Source organism: Aequorivita capsosiphonis DSM 23843, from assembly GCF_000429125.1.
Taxonomy (GTDB): domain Bacteria; phylum Bacteroidota; class Bacteroidia; order Flavobacteriales; family Flavobacteriaceae; genus Aequorivita; species Aequorivita capsosiphonis.
Genome location: NZ_AUBG01000001.1, coordinates 210,257 through 233,191, shown reverse-complemented (window position 1 = coordinate 233,191; position 22,935 = coordinate 210,257). Strand labels below are relative to the sequence as shown.

Annotated in this window: 20 protein-coding genes; 13 read left to right on the top strand and 7 right to left on the bottom strand. The window is 35.8% G+C overall.

Annotated features, from left to right (window positions below; translation table 11 throughout):
- Positions 1-97: 97 nt before the first annotated feature.
- Positions 98-1,537 carry a pyridoxal phosphate-dependent decarboxylase family protein gene (locus tag G440_RS0101200; RefSeq protein ID WP_026449623.1) on the top strand — a complete coding sequence of 480 codons (1,440 nt, stop codon included), beginning with the start codon at positions 98-100 and terminating at the stop codon, positions 1,535-1,537.
- Between the two features lie 196 nt (positions 1,538-1,733).
- Positions 1,734-3,503: an aminopeptidase P family protein gene (locus G440_RS0101195; protein ID WP_026449622.1), complete on the top strand. Its 1,770-nt coding sequence runs from the start codon at positions 1,734-1,736 to the stop codon at positions 3,501-3,503.
- Between the two features lie 67 nt (positions 3,504-3,570).
- On the opposite strand, the gene G440_RS0101190 is transcribed toward G440_RS0101195, so the two are convergent.
- The 3 genes from G440_RS0101190 to G440_RS21440 form a co-directional block, all read right to left on the bottom strand.
- On the bottom strand, positions 3,571-4,017 hold the full coding sequence (locus G440_RS0101190; RefSeq protein WP_026449621.1) for a MotA/TolQ/ExbB proton channel family protein: 447 nt from the start codon (positions 4,015-4,017) through the stop codon (positions 3,571-3,573).
- Between the two features lie 128 nt (positions 4,018-4,145).
- A complete protein-coding gene (locus G440_RS0101185; protein ID WP_026449620.1) occupies positions 4,146-5,411 on the bottom strand; it encodes a serine hydrolase domain-containing protein in 1,266 nt (421 codons plus the stop codon).
- A gap of 254 nt (positions 5,412-5,665) precedes the next feature.
- Positions 5,666-5,827 (bottom strand): hypothetical protein, encoded by a 162-nt coding sequence (locus G440_RS21440; protein WP_245574809.1) that lies wholly within the window; start codon positions 5,825-5,827, stop codon positions 5,666-5,668.
- 181 nt (positions 5,828-6,008) lie between these two features.
- Between G440_RS21440 and G440_RS0101180 the strand changes: the two genes are divergently transcribed.
- The 5 genes from G440_RS0101180 to G440_RS0101160 all read left to right on the top strand — a co-directional run bounded on the left by G440_RS0101180 (position 6,009) and on the right by G440_RS0101160 (position 9,966).
- Positions 6,009-6,725, top strand: a complete 717-nt coding sequence (locus G440_RS0101180; RefSeq protein ID WP_245574808.1) for a sensor histidine kinase — start codon at positions 6,009-6,011, stop codon at positions 6,723-6,725.
- The gene (locus G440_RS0101175; protein ID WP_026449618.1) at positions 6,715-7,428 is read left to right on the top strand and encodes a LytR/AlgR family response regulator transcription factor; all 714 of its coding nucleotides are present in this window, start codon (positions 6,715-6,717) and stop codon (positions 7,426-7,428) included. Before G440_RS0101180 ends, G440_RS0101175 begins: the two co-directional genes overlap by 11 nt.
- 271 nt (positions 7,429-7,699) lie before the next feature.
- A complete protein-coding gene (gene pnuC / locus G440_RS0101170; protein WP_026449617.1) occupies positions 7,700-8,305 on the top strand; it encodes a nicotinamide riboside transporter PnuC in 606 nt (201 codons plus the stop codon).
- On the top strand, positions 8,283-9,284 hold the full coding sequence (locus tag G440_RS0101165) for an acyl-CoA dehydrogenase family protein (protein WP_026449616.1): 1,002 nt from the start codon (positions 8,283-8,285) through the stop codon (positions 9,282-9,284). The genes pnuC and G440_RS0101165 overlap by 23 nt, the downstream gene beginning before the upstream one ends.
- 169 nt (positions 9,285-9,453) lie before the next feature.
- Complete coding sequence (locus tag G440_RS0101160; protein WP_026449615.1) at positions 9,454-9,966, top strand: plastocyanin/azurin family copper-binding protein; 513 nt, start codon at positions 9,454-9,456, stop codon at positions 9,964-9,966.
- A gap of 124 nt (positions 9,967-10,090) precedes the next feature.
- Here the strand turns inward: G440_RS0101160 and G440_RS0101155 are convergent, their stop codons facing one another.
- A complete protein-coding gene (locus G440_RS0101155) occupies positions 10,091-12,043 on the bottom strand; it encodes a cytochrome c/FTR1 family iron permease (protein WP_034258738.1) in 1,953 nt (650 codons plus the stop codon).
- 359 nt (positions 12,044-12,402) lie between these two features.
- Between G440_RS0101155 and G440_RS0101150 the strand changes: the two genes are divergently transcribed.
- From G440_RS0101150 to G440_RS0101140, 3 genes are all read left to right on the top strand, one after another.
- Positions 12,403-12,822, top strand: coding sequence for an antitoxin Xre/MbcA/ParS toxin-binding domain-containing protein (locus G440_RS0101150; protein WP_034258735.1), 420 nt, complete (start codon positions 12,403-12,405; stop codon positions 12,820-12,822).
- Positions 12,823-12,824: 2 nt separating this feature from the next.
- Positions 12,825-13,280: an RES family NAD+ phosphorylase gene (locus tag G440_RS0101145; protein ID WP_026449612.1), complete on the top strand. Its 456-nt coding sequence runs from the start codon at positions 12,825-12,827 to the stop codon at positions 13,278-13,280.
- 450 nt (positions 13,281-13,730) lie between these two features.
- On the top strand, positions 13,731-14,561 hold the full coding sequence (locus tag G440_RS0101140; RefSeq protein ID WP_051285088.1) for an RluA family pseudouridine synthase: 831 nt from the start codon (positions 13,731-13,733) through the stop codon (positions 14,559-14,561).
- Between the two features lies 1 nt (position 14,562).
- On the opposite strand, the gene G440_RS0101135 is transcribed toward G440_RS0101140, so the two are convergent.
- The 3 genes from G440_RS0101135 to G440_RS0101125 all read right to left on the bottom strand — a co-directional run bounded on the left by G440_RS0101135 (position 14,563) and on the right by G440_RS0101125 (position 18,022).
- Complete coding sequence (locus G440_RS0101135; RefSeq protein WP_026449610.1) at positions 14,563-15,240, bottom strand: class I SAM-dependent methyltransferase; 678 nt, start codon at positions 15,238-15,240, stop codon at positions 14,563-14,565.
- A 105-nt stretch (positions 15,241-15,345) separates the two neighbouring features.
- Positions 15,346-16,689, bottom strand: coding sequence for a sensor histidine kinase (locus tag G440_RS0101130; protein ID WP_026449609.1), 1,344 nt, complete (start codon positions 16,687-16,689; stop codon positions 15,346-15,348).
- Positions 16,679-18,022 (bottom strand): sigma-54-dependent transcriptional regulator, encoded by a 1,344-nt coding sequence (locus G440_RS0101125; protein WP_026449608.1) that lies wholly within the window; start codon positions 18,020-18,022, stop codon positions 16,679-16,681. The genes G440_RS0101130 and G440_RS0101125 overlap by 11 nt, the downstream gene beginning before the upstream one ends.
- Positions 18,023-18,228: 206 nt before the next feature.
- Between G440_RS0101125 and G440_RS0101120 the strand changes: the two genes are divergently transcribed.
- From G440_RS0101120 to G440_RS0101110, 3 genes are all read left to right on the top strand, one after another.
- A complete protein-coding gene (locus G440_RS0101120; protein ID WP_026449607.1) occupies positions 18,229-19,482 on the top strand; it encodes an efflux RND transporter periplasmic adaptor subunit in 1,254 nt (417 codons plus the stop codon).
- A 258-nt stretch (positions 19,483-19,740) separates the two neighbouring features.
- Positions 19,741-20,433 carry an ABC transporter ATP-binding protein gene (locus tag G440_RS0101115; RefSeq protein ID WP_026449606.1) on the top strand — a complete coding sequence of 231 codons (693 nt, stop codon included), beginning with the start codon at positions 19,741-19,743 and terminating at the stop codon, positions 20,431-20,433.
- 54 nt (positions 20,434-20,487) lie between these two features.
- Positions 20,488-22,848: an ABC transporter permease gene (locus G440_RS0101110; protein WP_026449605.1), complete on the top strand. Its 2,361-nt coding sequence runs from the start codon at positions 20,488-20,490 to the stop codon at positions 22,846-22,848.
- Positions 22,849-22,935 lie beyond the last annotated feature (87 nt).

The window sequence follows — 22,935 nt, the reverse complement described above, 5'->3', positions numbered from 1 at the left end:
AGTCATAGAATTTTTTGAATTCTCTAGAAGAATAGTTGCTATTATTGGTTGAAAGAGAATTTCATTTTACACTTTCGTCATTAAAGAAATCATGGTCATGAATACAGAAAATATAATTCAAAAATTAAATGAATTAAAAGGGGCTAGTCAAAAACTGGATATCCAAGAACCCGAACGTTTAGAAATGATGAAAAGTGTCATGGATTACGCTAATCAGTTTATCGGAAGTCTTAATACAGCCAAAGCTTTTAATGAGAAAGAGGCCACTTCATTAGAAATTACGAATCAAAAAAAATCACTGCCAGATCTTCTTGATTTATACCAAAAACAAGTAGCTGAAACTGGTATTAATGCTGCATCGGGAAAGCATTTAGGCTATATTCCGGGTGGCGGAGTTTTTACTGCTGCTTTGGCCGATTTTATCGCCGCGGTTACCAATCCTTATGCAAGTGTACATTATGCATCCCCTGGCGCCGCGACAATTGAAAATGAAGTTGTCAATTGGTTAAAAACGGTCTTTTCATTTCCGGAAAACTCGGTTGGTTGTTTATCTTCGGGAGGTTCAATATCTACTCTTATTGCCTTCACCGCTGCAAGAGATAAGCATAAGGTTAAGAATGAATTTATCACTAAAAACGTTGTGTATTTAAGTGAGCAGGTGCATCATTCAACCCAAAAAGCCTTGCGGATTATTGGGCTGGAAGATGTGATAATTCGATATGTACCTTTAGATGAGAATCATAAAATTAAAACAGATTCCTTAGAAGAACTTATTCAAAAAGACATCGCTGCTGGGCTTCAGCCTTTTCTAGTTGTAGCGACTGCGGGAACAACGGATACTGGAGCTGTAGATCCATTAAATGAAATTGCGGCAATAGCAAAAAAGTATAAAACATGGTTTCATGTGGATGCCGCGTATGGCGGATTTTTTATAATGACTTCGAAAAAAGAGCTTTTTAAAGGAATAGAAAATGCTGATTCTATAATAATCGATCCACATAAAGGTCTTTTCCTTCCTTATGGCGTTGGCGCGGTATTGATAAAAGATAGCACTGCTGTTTTACAATCAAATTATTATACGGCAAATTATATGCAAGACGGAGCCAGTGAGGAAATGCTAAAAAGTCCTGCCAATATTTCGCCCGAACTGACCAAACACTTTAGAGGATTTCGGGTCTGGCTACCTTTGCAAATACACGGCATCGAACCTTTTATTGCGTGTTTAGAAGAAAAACTATTGTTAGTACATTATTTTAGAAGTAAACTTGCCGAGCTTGGTTTTTGTCTCGGACCAGAGCCTGATTTGTCCGTTAGTTATTTTTGGTACCCTTTTGATTCATATTCCGATAAAAAAAACAGACGGCTAATGGATGAAATACACGCGGATGGTTCTGTTTTTTTAAGCTCATCAATTATCAATAAAAGCTTTGTAATCCGGATTGCAATTTTAGCTTTTAGAACAAAAAAGGAAATAATTGATGAAGCAATAGAGATGATTACAACTTGTTTGAAAAAGGTGAATAGTGAAATAGAATAACTTATCGCAGTCGAAAAGAAGTGTGGATTTCAATATGGTATAACAATAATTTATTGTGAACTATATAAAAAGCCAATAGGAATAAAGTGCTACAGTTTTTAAGTGCCAAAATTGGATACAAATAATTGTTAAACATGGAATATCTTTTTCAGTACAATAGACTTTCAGTAACTTTCGGCTTTAAAAAATATATTTTATGACAGCCCAAGAAAAAGTAGCCTCTCTGAGAGAGGAAATGAAGAAAAATAGCATTGATGCCTTTATCGTGTATTCCGCCGATCCGCATATGGGCGAGTACCTCCCAGCCGAATGGCAAGAACGAACCTGGCTTTCGGGATTTACCGGTTCCGCAGGATTTGTGGTTGTCACTGCAGATAAAGCCGGACTTTGGACGGACGGACGTTACTTTACCCAAGCCCCAAAAGAATTAAAAGGCTCTGGTATCGACTTGTTTAAAGATGGGGTAGAAGACACTCCAAATTATATAGATTGGATTATATCAGAAACTTCTGAAGGTGCAACGATCGCTGTAAATGGCTTGGCTACTTCCCACGCAAATTGGGTGGATTTAGAAACTAAATTGACCAAGAAAAAACGAAGCATAAAAGATTTGCCCTTGCTAAAAAACGTGTGGACTAAACGTCCTACGCCTAGTAAAAATGCTGTTTTTGTACAGCCTATGGAACTTGCTGGACAATCGGTCCCCGATAAACTTGCTGCCATTCGTGAAAAAATGAAATCAGAAGATGCCACCGCACATGTTATTTCCAGTTTGGATGATGTGGCATGGACTCTTAACCTTCGTGGAAGCGATGTCAGTTCCAATCCCGTGTTTTTAGGTTATGTCCTGTTGACCTTGGACGAGTGTTTCCTTTTTGTGGATTTGTTTAAACTGGATGATAAGACCCAGGATCTCATGAAGAAATTGGGAGTGGACTTAAAGCCTTACCACAGCTTCTTCGATCATCTTGGGATGCTGAAAAAAGAATCCATTCTTATAGCTCCAAACAGTAATCAATCTATTTTTGAGGCTGTTAAAAGTGAAAATACAATAATCGAAAAGCCTGTTCCTGGCCATTTGATGAAAGCTGTTAAAAACGAAACAGAGCAGAACGGTTTTAGAACGGTAATGGTTCGCGATGGTGTGGCTATGGTGAAATTCCTCCATTGGCTTACCCATACGGTAGGGAAGGAAGAATTAGACGAATATGGAATCGGTAAAAAATTACACGGATTTCGCGCGGAAGGAAAGAATTTTATAGGTGCCAGTTTTAGCAGTATTGTTGGGTATAAAGGCAATGGCGCAATAATTCATTATTCAGCCAAATCTGAAGGAAGTGCTAAAGTAACTAATGATGCTAGTATTCTGGTTGATTCCGGCGGGCAGTATTTGGAAGGTACCACGGATATCACCCGTACTTTCCCTTTAGGTGAAGTTTCTGACGAGTTTAAAGAAGACACCACTAGGGTTCTTCAAGGCTTGATTCAATTATCGCTGGCAAAATTCCCTAAAGGCACTAAAGGCGTTCAGCTTGATGCTTTGGCGAGAATGCCTCTGTGGCAAGAAGGAAAAGATTTTAATCACGGTACTGGTCACGGAGTGGGCAGTTTTTTGAATGTTCACGAAGGACCACAGAGTATTCGTAAAGATCTTAACCCGGTTGAATTAGAAGCTGGGATGGTACTTTCCAATGAACCTGGATATTATGTAGAAGGAAAATACGGGATCCGTCATGAAAACCTGATCCTGGTCAAAACTTGGAAGAAAACCGAATGGAATACCTTTTATGAATTGGAAACTTTGACTTTATGTCCTTTCTTTAAAAGTACGATTGTTAAAGAAATGCTTTCTCAAGAGGAAATCGATTGGATTAATACCTATCACAAATTGGTTCAAGAAAAACTTGCTCCACATTTGGAAGGAGAGGTGAAAGAGTGGTTTATGGAATTGGTTTCACCATTGTAAGCATAAGCACATTTTTATTATACAAAATTGCCCTGGGATTTATCCCAGGGTATTTTTTTTGAAATAATTATCGAGTTGTAGATTGCATTGTCATATCGTCCATTTCAGGATTTCTCAGCCAGCTTAGAATAAAGCTTGCAAGTCTGCCAACAATAAAGGTAAATCCACCAAAGACTGGCGACAATAATGTTACTTTTAATCCACCGGCAAACAGTTCAGGATTTACATTGTTCAAAGACTGAAAAGCATCAAAAACCTGTATCAGTCCCAGAAGCTGACTGAACAAGCCAATAACCAATGCTAAAAGAGCGATTTGATTAATTAAGGAGATAGATTTTCTAAATATATTATTTGAAGATTTTAATTTCAAGATTGCGCTTACAATTAAAATTAACATTAGTAAGAAACATAAAATGATAAGCGTCATCCAAAAAGGACCTCCTTCCTGAACACGCATATATAATTCTGAAAAAAAACCATTGTTTTGAGCTACGGAAATTAATAGAGTTTTCATATTTAAGGTTTTTTGATAATAGTTGAATATAAGTGCAATAGTAGGATTTACATATAGACTTTTTGATTTTTGACTAACTTTAAATTTCAACAATTACTTTTGTTGAAGGACTAAATTAGCTATTTGGTTTAGACATTATTGTTCAAAGATATTGGTCGTTTGACCTTTTTTCGGATAATTATAATTGACAAGAAAATTATAATTAAATAGCCAATTATCAATAGAGTTAATACATATGGTTTGTTACGTTGCATTACAACATAATCACCAATTCCTGCTTTCCAAAAAACCCATTCATCGGATAATCCAGAAGCAATATCCCAATTGCCTGTTTCCAAAATTATGATTCCATCTTTTGATTGAAGGTCAATTCTTGCTGCTGTATTGATCGCGTTATTTCCGCTCCCATCGTGTCCAACGATATTAGATTTTTGGTCATTCTGACTATAAAGATGAGGGCCTAAACCATACACACCGATTTTATTTATAAATGTTTCAGGTTTACTCATGGCTGCAATATTTTCTTTTGAAAGAACTGGGTTGTCCGAAATATTTGCTTGTAAAAATTTGGATAAGTCAGCTGTAGAAGTAAATAATGAAGCCGCTGCAAGTGCAGTAAATTTGTTCATTTGTCTAGTTGTTCCATCATCTTTATAAGTTTCAGCTAACTGAAGATTTGGTTTTTCAGATAATACGAAGGTAGAATTTTCCATTTTCAAAGGCTCAAAAACCACTCTTGTCATATATTCTTGAAATGATTGACCGCTAATTTCCTCAATTAGTAATTGCAATATGGTATATGCAGCTCCCGAATACCGATACTCGCTACCAGGTTCATAACCAACTATTGCAACGCCATCAGAGCCTTCTGCGTCTGAAGCCTTAGTTAATGATTCTTCAATTGTCTGAACTGTTACATTTGGTGCAAAACCGTTATATCCAAGATCATCAACTAAACCTGATGAATGCGAAAGCAACTTTCTGACTGTTACTTTTTTATTGTCAAATTCACTTTTGGGTAGGTGCCATCTTGTAAGATAATCGTCAACAGGTTTATCCAAATCCAATTTCCCTTGTTCTACCAACTTTAAAACGCCAAAAGATGTAATCCATTTGCTGATGGAAGCAACTGGAAAAACAGTATTTTCATTTATGGGCTTATCAATAGAATAGAAGAAATTCTTTGAGATTTTTCCGTTTTCAATTAGTGTCATTGCGAAATTTCCAACGAATTCGTTCTCTATTTTTTCTTTGGAAGCTTCTATAAATGCTTCCGAAGTGTTTTCGGAAGTTATTGGTTTTAATAAAAAACCGTTTATAAATCCGTATCCGATAAAGGCTGTCCAGATTAGAATTGCAAGAGTTATAAAAGCGATATATTTAAAAGTTCTCATTCGGTTTGTATTTGGTTAGTATTTCTCCTTCAATTTTGGACAACTAGACCAAATATATTCTTAATAAAACTAGCCTTATTATTTTTGCGACGAAACGCCCTTTTTCAGCCTTATTCAACAAGTTATTAATATAAAGCCACGAAATCTTTAGCTGGATGTTATTTACCCTTCAAAAAGAGTAATCTATCGCAAAACCTTTTTCATGAAATCTTTTTTGTGCAACTTTATTGATTAATGAATCCGTCAAAGGCATTTCAAAAGTTGGTTGGTAAGATTATGATCCATATTTTATTCTGGATCTGCGTTCTTTTGTTCTTCAGTTTCTTTTTTAGGGTTGAAGGGATCTCCTTTGGAAGTGTGTTTCGTTTTTCGGCATTTCTACTTCCAGTAACCATTGGAACCACGTACAGTTTCATATATCATTTAATCCCCAAGTATTTACTTCCAAAGAAATATCTCAGGTTTGCACTGTTTACTGGGTATGCCTTAATTATTTCGACGGTCTTTATTATCATTTCATCATTTTACGGGTTAATTATTTCTCTTAATCTAAATTGGACCGATAGTTTCCCCACCTCAAAAAGTCTATTTTATATTATGATAACCGTTTACTTGGTGGTTGTAATTGCTTCGGCATTTAGCTTGTTGAAATATAACTATTCGGCTTCAGCGAAAAACGAAGAGCTTAAAAACAGAATTTTAGAGGCTCAGTTAAAGTTAAAAGAACAGGAATTGGAATATTTAAAAATTCAGATCCATCCGCATTTTTTATTCAACACCCTTAATACTATTTATGGGTTAAGCCTTTCCAACAGTGAAAAGACGCCTGAAATGATACTCCAACTTTCTGAACTTCTGGATTATATTTTGTATCAAACAAGAAAGCCTTTGGTACAATTAAAAGATGAAATAAATCATATTAAAAACTATATTAATCTCGAAAAAAAGCGTTTTCAGGATAATCTAACCATAGATTTTAATTGTTCTGAAATACCTTCAAACATTGAGATTGCTCCCATGCTGCTACTTCCGTTTGTAGAGAATAGTTTTAAACATGGAAAAAATTCTGATGGAAAATTAAAGATTTCAATTCGACTAAATCTAAAAAATGAGTTTATGGAATTTGAGGTAATGAATTCAAAAGATCCAGCCAAACTTCCTTCAGAAACAAAAGGAATTGGCCTTGAAAACATTCAACGAAGACTCGATATTTTATATGGAAGAAGTTCGGAATTGATTGTTCAGAATAACAGAGATTCTTATAAAGTATTTTTAAAAATAAATACAGCTAAAACCCCAAACGATGTCTTATAAAATCAAGTGTATTATTGTTGATGATGAGCCAGTAGCTTTAGATATCCTTGAAAATCATTTGCGAAAAATAGATACCATGGAATTGGTTGGAAGATGCAATAATGCTACCGAAGCTTTTAATCTTATCAATTCACAAAAAACTGATCTTATATTCTTAGATATCAATATGCCTGGGGTTTCGGGAATTTCATTTGCTAAATCCATTAGTAAAGACATCAAGATTATTTTTACCACTGCCTACCGTGAATACGCTATTGATGGCTTCGATCTTCACGCGGTAGATTATCTTTTAAAACCCATTTCTTTCAATCGTTTTCTCGATGCGATTGGCAATTTTCAACGGACGTATATAAACCCTGATTCTTCCATAATTATAGAGCAAGAAACGGCTGACTTTATCTTTGTGAAAATAGATCGAAAAATGCACAAAATCAATTTCAGCAGTATGCTATGGATAGAAAGTTTAAGTGATTATCTAAAAATTGAAACTTCGGAAGGAACTAAAGTTATAAGAGAGAATATTTCTGCAATAGAAAAGAAATTACCGGATTCAAAATTTCTTAGAATCCATCGTTCTTATATCGTTTCACTTGATAAAATTGATTCTTATTCTAATGAAGAAGTAATTATCGGGAATAAATCACTTCCCATCAGTAGAAGTTATAGGGAGCAAGTGATTAAAAAACTTGGAAAATTTCAGTAATATTTCTAGTTTATTAACCTGCTAGATTTTGAGATAAACGGAGATCGATTCGAACTTATTCTCACTTTACATTTTTAAAGTTCAGTCTTCTTACATATTGCAAATAATTATTATAGATTTGCCTTTTATAATGGGGTGCTTGCTATTTATATAGCGGGCTGAGAAGATACCCAAGTGCGCTTTGCACGGAACCTGATCCAGATAATGCTGGCGTAGGGAACGATAGTAATACACTACTTGGTTATTGGCCTCATTTCATTTAAAAACTACAATGATCGAGGATTACTTATTTCATCTTACTCTCTTACAAATAATAGGAACTGCCTTTGGCGTGGTTCAGGTTCTTTTGGCAAGAAAGAATAACCCCAACAATTATCTGTTCGGCATTATTTCTATTCTCATAAGTATGTGGGTGCTGTATCGCTCCCAACTTTATGGAGATATTATATTGAATCTCTATTATTTTGTGATGAGTGTTTATGGTTGGTTCTTTTGGAAATTTGGAAAACAAAAGAAGGAAAGTCCTATTTCCTATTCCAGCAAGCAAGAGCATATAAAAGCATTGGGGATTGCTGTTGTGTGTTTTTCAATTATGGTTTATTGGCTTCAATATCATACCAATACCGACGTTCCAATTTGGGATGCTTTTGTGAGTGCTTTCGCTTGGGCAGGGATGTGGCTGATGGCCAAAAGGAAAATGGAGAACTGGATTTATCTTAATATCAGTAATATCATCGCGATCCCACTACTTTTTCACAAGGGATTATACATATATGCCGGCCTAACGATCTTTTTGTTTATCGTGGCGGTTTCAGGTTATATAAAATGGCGAAATATTATTAAAAATGAAAGAAATGAACAATATACAACAGCTTAGAAAACAATGTTTTGGCGTACGTGTTTTCTCTCCGGAAATATTAGCTTGGGTTGAAAAAGAGAAGCTCTGGAATCTATGGGTGCCTAAAAGTTATGGCGGTTTAGAAGCATCTTTAAGTGAAGGTTTACAGAAGCTAAAAACTTTGGCGTTTACAGATGGAAGCCTTGGCTGGACGGTTACCTTGTGTAGTGGCGCAAATTACTTTATCGGGAATTTAGATAAAGAGGTTGCAGATAGAATCTTTTTAAATTCCAAAACTCCAATCCTTGGTGGAAGTGGAGGGGTGTTTGGAACTGCAGAAAAAGTTGAAAATGGCTATAAAATATCCGGTAATTGGCGTTATGCCACCGGAGCTCCATACTTATCACATTTCACATTAAGTGCAAAAATAATGAGTAATGGAAAAGAGGTAATGGATACTGATGGATCCGCAAAGATTCGTTCTTTTGTTATTCCGAAGGAAGCCGTACAGATTACCCCAGATTGGAATACGATGGGCCTTATTGCTACTGCTACCCATTCTTTTGAAGTAGATACAGTAATAGATAAAAAGTATTCTTTTAAATATAACCACTTTATCCTTCCCCAACCAATTTTTAAAATTCCATTTTCACTTTTTGCAGATGTAACGCTATGGGTGAATTATTTGGGAATGGCGGAACACTTTCTGGAGGAAGCGCAGACCATTCTTCCGAAGGAAACGCTAAACGATCTAACAAATATTGTTTTAAAGACGAATAAGGATATTTTTGAAATTTCAGACGAAATTGAAAGTGAAATTCAAAAGGGAAATGATTTTACTGAAGAATATATGCAAAAGGTACATAAAACAGCAGCCGATTCTGTAAGAGATATGTCCCGTTTAATAATTGAAGTTTATCCCCGGTTAGGGATTAAGGCGAGTAGTAAAGATTATCAACTAAACCAGATTTTTCGAGATTATTTTACTGGAACCCAGCATCATAATTTTGTAAAGTGAAAGTAAATTTTTCTCCTTCATCCGCAATAAAATAGGTCACTTCTTTACATTAGCTCATCTAGCTATATTCCTTATTTAATACGTCAAAAATTAATTTTTTAAAGTTATGATTTTTAGTGAATAGCCATTAATTTTATTATCACTTAAATTTAATCTAAATGATAAAATGATGAAAAAATTAATTTTGATTTTTGCAGCCGCTCTTGTGATCAGTTGCGGTAATAATAAAAAAGATGAAAAACCTGAGATGCAAATCGGGACACAGACTCAGGAAAAAGCGACACCTACGGAATCATCAGATGATGCCGTCGCAAATATAACTATTACGGGTAATGATGAGATGAAATTCAACAAAAGTGAAATTCACGTTAAAGCAGGACAGAAGGTAAAACTCACCCTTAAACACATAGGTAAGCTCGATAAAAATGTAATGGGTCACGATTGGGCATTGCTAAAGAAAGATGCTGATATGGACGCCGTAGGAAAGGCAGCAGCACTAGATGGAGACAAAGAGGGTGTTCCAGACGATATCAAGGATAAATTTATAGTGTATACCAAGATGCTCGGTGGAGGTGAAAGCGACACTATAGAATTTGATGCCCCGCCCGCAGGAACTTATACTTTTATATGTACTTTCCCAGCACATTACATGACAATGAATGGAAAGTTTATTGTGGATTAAACGAAGTGTGAATTATAAAATTTCTTAGAGTTATAGAAAAGGAGCTGCAATTTAAATTGTAGCTTTTTTTATTTCTTTTTACCCATTTTGAAATAGTGTTATCTGAGATTTACGGGTTTCAGCATCATGATTCTTTCAGTATCATTTTTTTAACCCGTTGATTGTGGACTTGATACGTAATAAGTATAATGATTATAAGTACAATCTGTGCTAAAATCGTTTCTAGAGTAGGGTAGAAGCCTAGCCAATCTATTCGGAATAGAGAAGGGAAACCAGTTACCGAAATCCATCCACTTTCCTGAAGCGAATGGAAACCTTTTCCTATCAGGATGATAGCTAAGAGAACGATAATCCAAGACGAATATCGAAAAAGTTGTCTTACGGGAATTTTTTTAGAATATTTTAGAAACAGAAAAACCATCACTGCAATACCGGCAATTGCTGCTAAAACGCCCAAACCTATGGCCGACTTATTCTCTGGTTGCGCCTCCAAATTGATGGCTTGCAAGAAAAGAATAACTTCAAAGGCCTCACGAAAAACCACCATAAAGGAAAATGCGGCTAACCCAAACATCTTGTCTTTTTGTAGGTAGCGCCCAATTTTATTTTCAATGAATTCCTGCCATTTTTTGGCATGGGAGTGGTTGTGAAGCCAAAACCCAACAAATAACAATACTAGTACGGCAAAAAGTGAGATCAAGCCCTCCATGATTTCTCTGTTTTTCCCGCCAAACTGAATGATATAGTCTGAAAGATACCAACCTGCAAGACCTAAAATTACAGCGGTAATCCAACCTCCATGAAGCCAAGGAAGTGCTTTTTTTACACCAGAAGTTCGAATCAATGCTAACACAACAGCCAGTATTAAAAACGCTTCCAAACCTTCTCGCAACATAATGGAGGCAGCCAAAATAAACGTCAACCAATAATTCAATTTATGATCTTTCATCAGCTGATCTGCTTGGTCAATCATTGCAAGTGCTTTATCAGTTTCTACTTTAAGTGCCGGCACTCCTTGATCTTGTTCAATGGCTTGCCGAACATTAAGCATTTGCTGCTCAATTTCTATGGTAAACCCGGGGTCGTTTGTGGTCAAGCGAGCTTCAACGGGTTCAATTCCTTCTAAGTAGGCACTTAACGCATTGGTTCGTGCCAAAGATTTATTGCCTGCTGTATAATTTTTAAGAGCCGCATTGAGATTCTCTTTTGCGATAGCTAAACTGTTATTTGATTCTGTCCCTGTGGGTGCTAATAATCGCAAGGATTTTAATTGTATGTTAGCCTTATCGCCAGTTTTTGCAAGATTTGCCAATATTTCTTCATCAGAATGTGTAGCCACATTTTTTAGTGTGAAATTTGGAAATACAGTTTCAAATTGCGCTCTTAAAGCAGTAGTATCAATTTTATCTTTCTGAAATCGTAAGCTTTTAACGTAAAACGCCAGATCCCATAGTTCCTCTTCATTGAGTTCTGAAAACGGCCGCATGCTAGTGCCATTTACTCCTAATTTTATTGTGTTATAGGCTTGAAAAGGTGAAACTTGGCGCATTAATTGGGCTTCGTGAAAGTCAGTAGGAGCTGGATCGAGACCTTTTCCCAAGGCTCCGTTGCCTTTTCCGTTGATGCCGTGACAAGAAGCACAATTATTGGCGAATAGGGCTTTGCCTCGTTTGGAATTTGGCCATAGCGCAGGTGCAGTTTGGATTCCAGTTATTTCAAGAAGCTTGTTTCTTATTTCTCGTGCTAGGTCACTAATTTCCTGTTCAGGTTTTTTTTCTTGAATAAAATCTTTCAGTTTCGCTAAGTCATCCAGTAATTGCCGCTCTTTTTTTGGAAGAAAGGAACCTTGTTCGGTCAGGGCAAAAGCTTGTCCTGAAAACTCCTGCATCTCGCCGTATTCCTGCTTATTTATGATTTCTCCGTTTTGAACCCCTTCTGGATAATCCCTTGCAATGTAGTCCAATAAATGAATTACAGTTTCAGCATTCTTATCATTTGTTTGGGCAATTATTGCTGGAGAAATTGCGAATATTAATAAAACGGCCATCAAAAATCTGATGACGAAAACCTTACTCATTTTTATTCTTATTTAGATTAATTCTAAATACAAATATATGCCTTATACAGCAAAGTTTCCTGTTTTATATTGGTTTTATCATTTTGTTAGAAGTTAAGGTAAGTGCGATCTAATAATTAATTTTTTTGAGGTTTACTATTTCGTATTGGTGCCTGCCATAGCTTTTGCTACGAAATAAAATTTAGAGAAATCCGGTATATGGAGAGAAGGAGGATTTTGAGACAAATTAATAGGCGAATGTTGAGATGGTTTTTCAAGAGGTCAGCTTATTTATATACCTATTTATGAACTGTAATTATAAACAGTAATTTTACGTTATATGATAAGAAAATTTACGTATATTTAATAAAATTATAGAAATGGAAACAACAAAAGATTTAATCAGAGATATCCCTTCGAATATTTCAGATAGTCAGGTAATCAACTACCTACATTCAGAAAAGTTAGGCACTAAACAAGTTAAACTTTTTAAGGCCTTAACGCATTCATCAGACAAGGTTATCTCTGAATGGTTTGATGTTAGCGAAAAAACTTTTCAAACCTATCGAAGTTCTAATGCGAAAATGAATATAAATTTTAAAGAGAAATTACTTTTACTTATCTCCTTATATAAACAAGGAGAACGGGTTTTTGGCTCGAAAAAAGAGTTTAATGATTGGTTAGAAAAACCAAATTTTCATTTTAACAATGAACGCCCTGTTGACTTTTTTAAAACAATTTCTGGAATTAGATATATTGAAGATAGATTAACAGGAATTGAATATGGTGATAATGTCTAAATATGGAAGTATATAGAATTTCACATAAAACTTATTCAAAAGCATTATCAAGCTCAGGAGCATCGAATCCTTGGAATTTAGATAGAGAATTTGTTATTTATACTGGCTCAACTAGATCATTATCAACTTTAGAGTTAGTAGTTCATCGTAATTCAATAATGAAACTTCCTGATTATGAAGTCATGATTATTTCAATTGCTGATGAAGAGGACTTATATGAGCAAGTTCCAATCAAAAAGTTGCCAAAAAATTGGCGTTCGTTTGAGTCTTACTATAAATTGCAGTTGATAGGTTCGGAATGGTATAGAGAACAGCGTTCACTATTACTGCGAGTGCCTTCAGCAGTTATTTCAAAGGAGTATAATTATATAGTAAATACCATTCACCCCTTATTTACGGAAAAAGTTTCATTAGTAAGAAATGAAGATTATTTTTTTGATGCACGATTGTTTGTGTAAAAATATTGTCTACACACTGTATAGTTCCAGTTTTTATATTGGTTTTAACGTTTTTTAGAAGTAAAGGGAAGCACTATCTAGTTATTGAATTTTTTAGAGTTTATCTTTACGTATTATGGCCTATTATTGCTTTTGTTACGAAAAAAAATTAAGACAAATCTACCAATAGGATGAGGTGTTTTAAGGCATATTTAGAAGCTAAATATTGAGCGGGTTTATCAATAAATTAAATCTAATCTTAGATAAGCTTTAGGAAATAGAATACGAGTAGCACCGACTAAAAGTCAAACATCTTATAAAGAGAATGAATTATCATTGGACTTTACAGAAAATAAAAAACTTTCCGAAGAGATAAAGAAAGAAAAAGAACAAGCCGAAAGCGAATGGACGAAATATCAAAATAAAACAAACACCATCATACTAACCGAAACCCATATTGTTCCCAAACTACTGATCCCAATTCGGCTTCAAGAGTATGGAGTAGGTATTTTTCAAGCAGCTTTAACAAAATCTGCATTAAAGAAAGCGTTAAAGAAACAGTATGTCACTGTCAATGGTGAAATTGCTACTTCGGCAACTTTTATAAATGGAGGAGAATGTATTCGTTTATCTATTTTAGAAGAAGTCAGCCCAAAGAAAAAACTCATCTTTCCACTTAAAGTTTTATTTGAAGATGAATATTTAGCTGTTATTCATAAACCTGCTGGGATTATGGTAAGCGGTAATAGTTTTAAAACCATTGCTAATGCCTTAGATCAAAACCTAAAAAGAAGTAATCTGCCAGATGCAACAGCTCCAAAACCTGTTCACCGATTAGATTTTGCCACAACTGGTATTTTATTGGTTGGGAAAACGAGTAGTAGTATTCGTGTTTTAAATAAAATGTTTGAAAATAAGGAAATCAAGAAAATCTACTACGCCATCACTATTGGTGAAATGAACTCGCAAGGAGAAATTATTTCAGATATAGATGGCAAGGATTCTAAATCTACTTATACACTATGTGAATCCGTTCTTTCAGAAAGATTCGGCAAACTCAACTTAGTACAATTAGAACCTGAAACTGGAAGAAGACATCAATTGCGTAAACATCTCTCAAATATTGGAAATCCGATATTAGGAGATAAAGAATACGGAATTGAAAATCTAATTTTAAACGGGAAAGGATTGTATTTACACGCCTATTCTTTAAGGTTTAATCATCCTTTTACACAGGACGAAGTTTACATAAAAGATGAACTTCCTAAAAGCTTTAAAAAGATATTTATTCAAATAGAATAATCTAAAACAGTGTGTAAAGTCTAGTTATTATAACTCCTTCAAACTTATTCAGAGTTATAGCCAATAATTCTTTTTCCTCTTTCACCTTCAAATTAAACGGTGGCGCAAACAAGTCTATACCGCTGTGTTTTTTTAATCTAATTCCTTGTCCTGAAATAATATCTTTATTGGGTGTGAAATCTCCTGTGGGTAGATGTTCCGTTAAAATGACATATTTATAATTGACTAACTTACCCAGTATATTTTGCACTTCAGCGTTCGATACATGTTGAAGTACTTGTCTCAATAAAGCCCAATCCCCAGAAGGCAAATCATCAACGGCAAGATTCAAACAATGAAATTCTAGGTTTTCTTTTTTAAACCTTTCTTTATTGTGTTCTATAAGTTCCGCTACTATATCTACAGCTATATACTTCTCAGTATATTTTACTAGTTTTTTTCCTACATTAAAATCTCCACAACCTAAATCGCATACTGTAAGCGAACTTTCAAAGGAAGTTAAAAAAGAAGTTACGACTTCTATATAAGGATTTACTATTTCGGGATGATGTGATCCTACCCCTGAATAAAAATCGGAGTTGTAATCACCCCAAAGCTTCATTTTATAAACCTGTTCCATGACATCCTTGGTTGGCCAAGGTTTCTTTATTCTTCGAGTTCCAATTTCGTTCTTCTTCATTGACAGTTTAATATATAAGTTGTAATTCCATAGAACGCAATATACCTATCTACTCTTTATAAGAAGAGAATCAAACCCACAGCAGTATTTCAAACATAAAAACATTTAAAAAATTAGACTGACCATAGCTCCAGAATCTTTATTACTCTGAATCTGAATTTTTCCACCGTGGAGCAACATAATCTGTTTACAAAGACTTAATCCAATCCCACTTCCGGTTTTTTTGGTGCTGAAAAAAGGTACAAAAATACTGTCTATTATTTCCTCTGCAATGCCCGTGCCATTGTCTTTTACTCTTAGTTGAGCTTTTCCGTTATGACCAATATTCGCAGAAACAATGACTTTTGGATTAGCAACTTGTTCGGTAGCATCAAGCGCATTCAGTATCAAATTAATAAGCACTTGTTCGATGAGGTAGGAATCAATTTCCAATAACAAGTTTGGATCCTTTAAATCAAAAATGAGTTCAACATTCTTGTTTTCCAATGAAGGTTTCATTAGCTCGCTGATGTTTTCAAAAAGATCAGACGCTTTAATTGTCGTCTTATTAACGTGGGTAACTTTATTTAGACTTCGGTAGGTTTTAGCAAACTTCATCAAGCCTTGGCTTCGCTTTTTTATGCTGTTTAAGCCGGCGTTCATATCTTCCAATTCCAACTTTTCAGTAGCGGGATTGTCCAATGATTTCTGAATATCGGTTTGAAGGGTTTCCGCCAAGGAAGTAATAGGGGCGATGCTGTTCATTATTTCGTGGGTCATTACACTCAACAACTTTTTCCAGGCTTCGCTTTCATTTCGGTTTAAGGTTTCTTCAATATTCTGAAGTACGATAAGCTTGAAGGAATGTTCCTCCATTTCAAAAACCGTATCGGAAATCAGTACTTTTAGTGTTTCCTGCCGCATTTCCAAAGTAACGGATGCGGTATTGGAATGATAGGTTTCAAACAATTCATCATAGATTTTCGGTCTTCTTTTTTCAACAAAACTTATATTTTTAAACGAAGGAAAATCAAGGGTTTTTAAAAGGGAATCGTTTGCCCAGAGTACATCGCCACTTTCCACATTATAAGCGATGATACCAATATTGACCATTTCAAGGATTTTTTGGAGGTACACAAATTGCGCCTGTCGTTCGCTGTCTATAGCTTTGATGGTTTTGTTCACCAAGTTGAAACCTTTGTGAAGTTCCCGAACGTCCTGTGGTCCTTTATTCTCGACAAACCATCTTGAAAAATCGCGATATTTTACAGATTCGAAGAAATCGTCCATTTCCACAAAACGTTTTAATACAAAGCGATATAGATTATAAATTGCAATCAGAGAAAAAATAGAACCACCTATAAGCGCATACGTATTGGGTAAGGCTATACCAAAAGCCAGCACTATCAAGGAAATAAGCAAGCCTAAAACCCGAAGTGTAAGAGAGAAGAAGTAACTTTTATAAGTCATATTTATTAAGTCGGCGGTAAAGGGCCGCACGTGTTATACCCAACTCTTTTGCCGATTTTGATATGTTGCCGTCATTTTTTTCAATCACGCTCAAAATGGTGTTCCGTTCAATAGCATCCAGATTGGTTTCCTTTTGGGTAATTGGCGCATGTGGTTGCTCAATGGCCGAAAAAGTCAAATCGGTTGCTTCAAGGTGCTGCTGTTCCGCCATAATAATCGCGCGTTCCAAAGCGTATTGCAACTCGCGTACGTTTCCGCTAAAGTGATGTTTCTTCAGCTTATTTATAAAATCTGAAGTTAATGTGAAAGCTCCTTTTCCATATTTTTCAGCATAAAAGTCCATAAAATAGTTTGCCAGAAGTGTAATATCAGATCCACGATCGCGTAATGGTGGAATGGTAATATCCACAGTGTTGATGCGGTAAATAAGGTCTTTTCTAAAACGTTCCTCATCCGCCAGCTCGCTTATTGGAACATTGGTAGCACAAATCAACCGGATATCAATAGGTATCGATTGGTTGGAACCTAATGGTGTAACCTGTCTATTTTGAAGAATCGTTAACAAACGTGCTTGTTGCCTTAAAGTAATATTTCCTATTTCATCCAAAAACAAGGTGCCGCCATTGGCAGTTTCAAAACGGCCTTTTCGGTCTTCGCGGGCATCAGTAAAAGCGCCTTTTTTATATCCGAAGAGTTCACTTTCAAAGAGTGTTTCAGTTAAAGCGCCTACATCCACTTTTACAAACGGCATATTTTTCCGAAGGGAATTATCGTGAATTGCTTTTGCAATCAAATCCTTTCCAGTTCCATTTTCGCCTAAAATAAGAATGTTGGCATCGGTGGGCGCAACTTTTTTAAGCTTTACAAACACATCTTGCATCGGTTCACTTTCACCTATAATCTTGGTCTCAGAATCCAGATTTAGTTTTAATGGCTGCTGCTTTTTCTTTTTTTCGAGCAGTTCCTTTACCGTTCCCAATATTTTTTCGTTCTGCCAAGGCTTTACTATAAAATCGGAAGCGCCTTCTTTTAGGGAACGTATTGCCAAATCAATATCGCCATAAGCGGTTATCAAAATAACATCCACATTTGGGTTTTGCTTTTTAATTTTATTCAGCCAAAAAATCCCTTCGTTTCCTGTATTTACGAGGCCGTTGAAATTCATATCAAGAATAACCACATCAAAGTTGTAGGCCTGCATTAAGCTTTGGATGGTATTGGGGTTTTTATTGACGATAACCTCCTTTACTTTAGATTTAAGTAAAAGCCGAAGTGCAACGAGCACATCCTCATCGTCGTCTATAACCAATATGTTGGCGTTGTGGAGAAGCATGGTTACAATATTACCAAATTCTGTGCTGTTAATTCTTAATTCCGAATCCTTAATTCAGAAATAAGAAAAGTGTATCGGCAGCGAACAGGAAGTGTATTAAAAGCGGACACATTTTTCGACGCGAAATATGTTAAGTAGTTGATAGTTAGTTTTTTAATGTTTTGGCATCATATTGACACGATAATTTATGAAAACAAAAGATACTTATGGATATCCCTTTAGAAAAAAAACGATTTACTACCAAAAGAATCCTACTTTTAGCCGGAATAGTTCTGTTAGTAGCTCTAATTATATTTGTTGTAATTTCTTCCTTTGGCGGTTCTAAACTGAATGTGGAAAAGGAACGCATCAGCATAAATACTGTTGAAAAAGGAGTGTTTCAGGAGAATATTCCCGTAAACGGGATCGTACTTCCCATTACAACTATTTATTTGGATGCGCTTGAAGGCGGGCGTGTAGAGGAAAAATTTGTGGAAGATGGCGCTGTTCTAAAAGCGGGAGATCCAATTTTAAGACTTTCGAATACCGATCTTGAATTGAGTTTGGTAAACCAAGAAACTCAAGTATATAATTTGTTGACGCAGATGCAGATTTCACAGAATGCTGCCCGTCAAAACACGATCAACAAACTCAATCAATACACCGATGTGGAAAGTGGTTTAATTGAAGCTAGGCGAGTTTATGAGCTTAACAAGCAACTATTTGATAAAGACGTTATTGCCCGTCAGGAGTTTGTTAAGGCCGAAAATGAGTACGATTATCAAAAGGAGCGGATGAAGCTTTCAAAACAAATCTTAAATCAGGATTCTATAGCCGTAAAACAGGAAAAAGGACAAGTGCAAAGCAGTTATGCCCGAACGCAAAACGCTTTGGAGCTAATGCGCAGAAAAGTGGCAGATCTTGTGGTGAAAGCACCAGTTGACGGGCAGCTAACATCACTGGATGCCGAAATTGGCCAATCAAAAAACAAAGGCGAGCGATTAGGACAAATTGATGTTCTCAGTGGGTTTAAGGTTCGTGCTGATATTGATGAACATTACATTTCCAGAATTTATAATGGGCAAACTGGAAGTTTCAGTTTTGATGCTAAGACTTATAAACTAACTATTAAAAAGGTTTATACACAAGTTACAAACGGAAGATTTCAAGTTGATATGCAATTTGAAGAAGAGGTACCAGAAGGAATCCGCCGTGGACAAACATTACAAATTCGTTTGGCGTTAAGCGATGAAAAACAGGCGATAATGATTCCAAAGGGAGGGTTTTTCCAACAAACAGGAGGTAATTGGATTTTTAAAGTAAGTGAAGATGGCAACGCCGCCTATAAAACCGAAATAATCTTGGGCAGCCAAAACACTGAGAACTATGAAGTTTTAGGAGGACTCGAACCGGGCGATAAAGTAATTACCAGCAGTTATGATAACTATGGAGATGTGGAGGAATTAGTTTTGAAGGATTAAAAGCTCCCCTCCTTTTTTCAAGGAGGGGACGCTGCACCGCAGGTGCAGCAGGGGTGGTTTTCTAAATACACCGGCCATTTATAAACTAGGCAAGAACCAAGCAGTATAAAATTGAGAAGCAATGTCCTTGTAGGTCTAAATGAAGAAGGATTATGAATATTTAAACGCTTTAGATTACATCGCGAAAATTCATTTACCAAAATAAATCTATAATTATAATAACAATAGATAATAGCAATAAACAATAAAAAATATAAAATGATAACAATCACCGATCTAGAAAAATATTACGCTACCGAAGAGGTGCGAACCATTGCCTTAAACAAATTATCTTTTAAGGTAAAGGAAGGCGAATTTGTGGCGGTTATGGGGCCTTCGGGGTGTGGGAAATCCACTTTGTTGAATATCCTTGGATTACTGGACGATCCAGATGGCGGCAGTTTTGTGTTCAACGGAATAGAAGTAGCTGGCTTTAACGAACGTAAACGTGCCGATCTGCGAAAGCATAACATTGGGTTTGTATTTCAAAGTTTTAATCTAATCGATGAACTGACCGTTTTCGAAAACGTAGAACTTCCCTTAATATATACAGGTGTAAAACCTGCGGAGCGTAAGGTTAGGGTAGATGCCGTCCTCGAAAAAATGCAAATTATGCACCGTAGAAAACACTTTCCACAACAATTATCTGGTGGACAACAGCAACGTGTGGCGGTAGCTCGAGCAGTCGTAAACAACCCAAAACTTATTCTTGCGGATGAGCCTACTGGAAACTTGGACAGCAGCAATGGAAACGAGGTTATGGATTTATTGACGGAACTAAATGAAGCGGGAACTACAATAATTATGGTTACACACAGCGAACACGATGCAAAATACAGTCACCGCATTATTAGAATGCTGGATGGGCAGAAGGTAACGGAGAATGTGTTGGCGGAGTTTAAAAGTGTCTAGTGGTCCGCAGATGGTAGTTTGTAGAAAATAGGTTTAACAATTAATGATCTCAAAATGATAAGGAATTATTTCAAAATAGCGTTTAGAAATCTTTTAAAGTATAAAGGCTATACTTTTATCAATGTCTTTGGTCTGGCAATCGGTATTACGTGCGCAAGCCTAATACTTCTGTGGATTGAAGATGAAGTGAATTTTGACCAATCTATTCCCGATAAAGAACTGGTTTTTGCTGTCCCAACCAATCAAGAATATGATGGAGATATTCGAACTTTTTTTCAAGCTACGCCAGGACCTTTGGCAGAAGTTTTAAAAACCGAAATACCCGAAATCAGAAAATCGGCCAGAAAGCGCGATTTAAATTTATTGCTTAGTGTGGGTGAAAATTCTGTGAGCAGTAGCGGTAGTTATGCAGATAAAGATCTCTTTGATATTTTTAGTCTTCAATTTATTTCTGGTACTAAAACAGAGGCTTTCAAAAATCAAAAATCGATTGTTATTACTGAAAAAACGGCTTCAATTTTATTTAATAATAGCAATGAGGCGATTGGTAAAAATATTCAACTTGATAAAAGTGAAAGTTATGTTGTAACTGGTGTTATAAAAGATTTTCCGAAAAATACCAGCTTTCAATTTTCTTGGCTCATACCATTTAAAAATTTTACGGATGGAAAAGAATGGACCAAAGGCTACGGCTCAAATTTCACAGACACTTTTGTAAAATTAAAAGCTGGTGCAGATGTTGAAAAAGTAAACGAAAAGGTAAAAGCAGTACTTCCAGCCAAAACTGGTGATAAGGATACAGAAGCCATTTTATTTTCTGCCAAGGATTGGCATCTAAGAAGCACTTTTGAAAATGGCGAAATAGTTGGTGGCCGTATAGATTATGTAAGGTTATTTAGCTTTATCGCCCTTATAATTTTACTGATTGCCTGTATTAATTTTATGAACCTTGCAACCGCACGAAGTGAAAAACGCGCTAGCGAAGTAGGTATGCGCAAAGCCTTAGGCTCAGGTAAAAAACAGCTTATTTTTCAATTTATGACTGAAGCTGTATTAACCGCTTTCTTTAGCGGAATTCTAAGTATTATCTTTCTAATTATATTAATTCCACAGTTTAATGCTTTAATAGGAAAGGACTTAAGTCTTGGGCTTACCAACCCTATTCATATACTTCCAATATTCGCAATAACGTTAATATGTGGTTTACTGTCAGGTGTTTATCCAGCTTTCTACCTTTCTTCATTCAAACCCATTGAAGTTTTAAAAGGATCTAGAAAACAAACCGGTAACGCTTCTTTTACTAGAAAAAGTTTAGTGGTTATGCAATTTTCAGTTTCAATAGTATTTATAATTTGTACCATACTCGTTTACCAACAAGTTCAACATGTAAAAAATAGAAGCTTAGGGTTGAACAAAGAAAATTTGATAGAAATACCGGCAGCAAATGGAACAATTATTCAGAATTTCAATGCTATAGAAAATGAATTAAAGTCGGAGGGATTGATTGAAAATGCTGGGCTTTATAATTCACATATTTTATCTGCTGGCAATAATACTTCGGGCGTGCAATGGCAAGGAAAACCTGAAGATCAAGATATTTTAATTTCCTATAGAACCACCACTCCCAATTTTTTCGAAACCACTGGAATGAAAATTAAAGAGGGAATTGGTTTTAGCAGTTCGCAGGCCGCCGATAGTACCAAAGTTTTAGTTTCGGAATCTTTTGCCAAACTAATGAATACCGATAATGTTATAGGCAAAAAGATTAGCTGGAATGAGTCAGTTTACACAATTAGCGGTGTTGTAAATAATTATTTATACGGCGATATGTATGGCAGTAGCGATCCTGTTATGTTTTTTCATCAAGCTGAAGGTGCAGATTATATGTACCTAAAACCAACGGCTGGCGGAAGCATAAGTGAAAAACTTACAGCAATTGAAGCCGTGTTTAAAAAGGAAAATGCAGGTTTTCCATTTACATACAGATTTGTAGATGAAGCATTTAATGAAAGCTTTAAAAACGAACAACTGGTTGAAGATTTATCCCAAATATTCGCCGTGTTGGCAATCATCATTTCTTGCTTAGGTCTATTCGGACTCTCAGCTTATATGGCAGAACAACGTCGAAAAGAAATTGGAGTAAGAAAAGTATTAGGCTCCAGTGTTTTGGGGATTATGAAACTGCTTTCAAAAGATTACATAAAGTTGGTGCTACTTGCCATAGTAATTTCAATTCCTATTGCTTGGTATGTTATGAACAGCTGGCTTCAGGGCTATGCATATAGAATTGAAATAAACTGGATGGTATTCGCAATTGCTGGAATATTAGCTATTTGCATTGCGGTGATTACAGTAAGTTTTCAAGCTGTTAAAGCGGCGGTGGCGAATCCTATTCAGAGTTTAAGAACGGAATGATAAAAAAGTAGGCAGTTGCAGTGGCAGTTGGCAGTACTTCGGCAGGCTCAGTAACCTCTGTGTCGTTGGACTTATTAAACAAATGGA

Coding starts and splice junctions, on each gene's coding strand:
- pnuC (WP_026449617.1), top strand. CDS start 7,700: ATGATCGAGGATTACTTATTTCATCTTACTCTCTTACAAATAATAGGA.
- G440_RS0101130 (WP_026449609.1), bottom strand. CDS start 16,689: ATGACTTATAAAAGTTACTTCTTCTCTCTTACACTTCGGGTTTTAGGC.
- G440_RS0101115 (WP_026449606.1), top strand. CDS start 19,741: ATGATAACAATCACCGATCTAGAAAAATATTACGCTACCGAAGAGGTG.
- G440_RS0101180 (WP_245574808.1), top strand. CDS start 6,009: ATGATAACCGTTTACTTGGTGGTTGTAATTGCTTCGGCATTTAGCTTG.
- G440_RS0101160 (WP_026449615.1), top strand. CDS start 9,454: ATGAAAAAATTAATTTTGATTTTTGCAGCCGCTCTTGTGATCAGTTGC.
- G440_RS0101150 (WP_034258735.1), top strand. CDS start 12,403: ATGGAAACAACAAAAGATTTAATCAGAGATATCCCTTCGAATATTTCA.
- G440_RS21440 (WP_245574809.1), bottom strand. CDS start 5,827: ATGAAACTGTACGTGGTTCCAATGGTTACTGGAAGTAGAAATGCCGAA.
- G440_RS0101110 (WP_026449605.1), top strand. CDS start 20,488: ATGATAAGGAATTATTTCAAAATAGCGTTTAGAAATCTTTTAAAGTAT.
- G440_RS0101125 (WP_026449608.1), bottom strand. CDS start 18,022: ATGCTTCTCCACAACGCCAACATATTGGTTATAGACGACGATGAGGAT.
- G440_RS0101195 (WP_026449622.1), top strand. CDS start 1,734: ATGACAGCCCAAGAAAAAGTAGCCTCTCTGAGAGAGGAAATGAAGAAA.
- G440_RS0101120 (WP_026449607.1), top strand. CDS start 18,229: ATGGATATCCCTTTAGAAAAAAAACGATTTACTACCAAAAGAATCCTA.
- G440_RS0101185 (WP_026449620.1), bottom strand. CDS start 5,411: ATGAGAACTTTTAAATATATCGCTTTTATAACTCTTGCAATTCTAATC.
- G440_RS0101200 (WP_026449623.1), top strand. CDS start 98: ATGAATACAGAAAATATAATTCAAAAATTAAATGAATTAAAAGGGGCT.
- G440_RS0101155 (WP_034258738.1), bottom strand. CDS start 12,043: ATGAGTAAGGTTTTCGTCATCAGATTTTTGATGGCCGTTTTATTAATA.
- G440_RS0101135 (WP_026449610.1), bottom strand. CDS start 15,240: ATGAAGAAGAACGAAATTGGAACTCGAAGAATAAAGAAACCTTGGCCA.
- G440_RS0101175 (WP_026449618.1), top strand. CDS start 6,715: ATGTCTTATAAAATCAAGTGTATTATTGTTGATGATGAGCCAGTAGCT.
- G440_RS0101190 (WP_026449621.1), bottom strand. CDS start 4,017: ATGAAAACTCTATTAATTTCCGTAGCTCAAAACAATGGTTTTTTTTCA.
- G440_RS0101145 (WP_026449612.1), top strand. CDS start 12,825: ATGGAAGTATATAGAATTTCACATAAAACTTATTCAAAAGCATTATCA.
- G440_RS0101165 (WP_026449616.1), top strand. CDS start 8,283: ATGAACAATATACAACAGCTTAGAAAACAATGTTTTGGCGTACGTGTT.